The following is a 1,474-nucleotide window of genomic DNA, read 5'->3' as shown; positions in this document are numbered from 1 at the left end:
GTAGATGGGGTAACGGGCCCCCCGGCCTTCCATCCAAGCCGCGCTCGCTACGGCGCAATTTGATGGCGCGCGTCGCGCGGCTTGGCTGGAAGGTTGGCGGTCGTCCCTCACATTGATGGTGTAACGGAGTCGAGGCTAGGCCTTGCTCCAAGCATCGAGGAGAGACGACCATGGACCATTATGCCGGAATCGATGTGTCATTGGAATGCTCCAGTGTGTGCGTTGTTGATGCGGCGGGGAAGATCGTTCGGGAGGCCAAGCCTGCAAGCGAGCCGGCTGCGCTGATCGGCTGGTTCCAGTCGCTTGGGTTCGAGCTTTCCAGGATTGGGCTCGAGGCAGGACCGCTGTCACAGTGGCTTTACGCGGCGATGAAGAAAGCCGGCTTTGCGGTCGAGCTTCTGGAGACGCGCCACGTGAGCGATGCCTTCAAGGCGATGCCGGTGAAGTCGGATCGCAACGACGCCCGCAACATCGCCCAATTGATGCGGCTCGGCTGGTTCCGGCCGGTGCACTGCAAATCGATGAGTGCGCAGGAGACGCGGGCCATTCTAACCGCGCGCAAGCTGATCCAGAGCAAGCTACAGGACGTCGAGAACAGCTTGCGGGGGATCTTGCGAGGCTTCGGGTTGAAGGTCGGCAAGACGACGAAGCGCGGCTTTGCAGCACGGATCAACGAGCTGGTGGCCGGCCATCCGGCCCTGGAGGCCATTGCCACGGCGACGCTTGCGGTTCACACGGTGCTGGTGCGCGAGTTCAACGGCTTTGAGAAGCGAGTGCGGACGATGTCACGCCTGGATGCCAGAGCCAGGCTGCTGATGTCGACCCCGGCCGTCGGGCCTATTATCTCGCTGACCTATGCCAGCGCCATCGATGACCCTTCTCGCTTCAACTCGTCGAAGCGGGCGGGGCCGCTGTTTGGATTGACGCCGAAGAAATACCAGTCAGGCGAGACCGACTACTCCGGTCGCATCAGTAAAAACGGCGACGCTTCCGTGCGCGAGGCGCTTTATGAGGCCGCCCACATCATCCTGACCAAGCCGATCAAGGGCTGTACACAGCTCAAGGGCTGGGCGATGCGGATCGCCAAGCGTGCCGGCATGAGCAAGGCCAAGGTGGCACTGGCGCGCAAGCTCGCGGTGATCATGTTGCGCATGCTCAAGGACAACGTACCGTTCAAGGCGGCGGCCATACCGGCCTAAAACAGGAGCACACAGATTCGGGAGGGCACGACACCAGCCTCCCCGAAGCGAAGTCCCTTCGCCGGGACGATGGATCAGGCTAGGCCGTCATCCGGGTTGTCGACGCATCCCACGATGCGATCACGCTTCCGTAGATTGGCCGACCTGCTCCTCTCTAGAACCCCATCAGGCGACGGCCACCGCGCCGATCCCGTACAGAAGCAGGTTCCTGGCGAGAGGATGACGCAAAAAGGGATTGACTAACTGAGGCCCGTTACAGAAGCCCGGATGGAGCG

General features: G+C 62.1%; 1 protein-coding gene. It reads left to right on the top strand.

What is annotated here, in order from left to right; all coding sequences use genetic code 11:
• Positions 1 to 170 precede the first annotated feature (170 nt).
• Positions 171 to 1,199 (top strand): IS110 family RNA-guided transposase, encoded by a 1,029-nt coding sequence (locus AC1RR3_RS38500; RefSeq protein WP_492830532.1) that lies wholly within the window; start codon positions 171 to 173, stop codon positions 1,197 to 1,199.
• Positions 1,200 to 1,474: the final 275 nt, after the last annotated feature.

This window comes from Bradyrhizobium sp. GW821-FHT13H05, assembly GCF_058804065.1.
The sequence above is the reverse complement of the archived record's forward strand: the minus strand, read 5'-3'. Positions and strand labels throughout refer to the sequence as shown.

Excerpts from the sequence above, each read along its gene's own strand:
- AC1RR3_RS38500 (WP_492830532.1), top strand. The coding sequence starts at position 171 with ATGGACCATTATGCCGGAATCGATGTGTCATTGGAATGCTCCAGTGTG.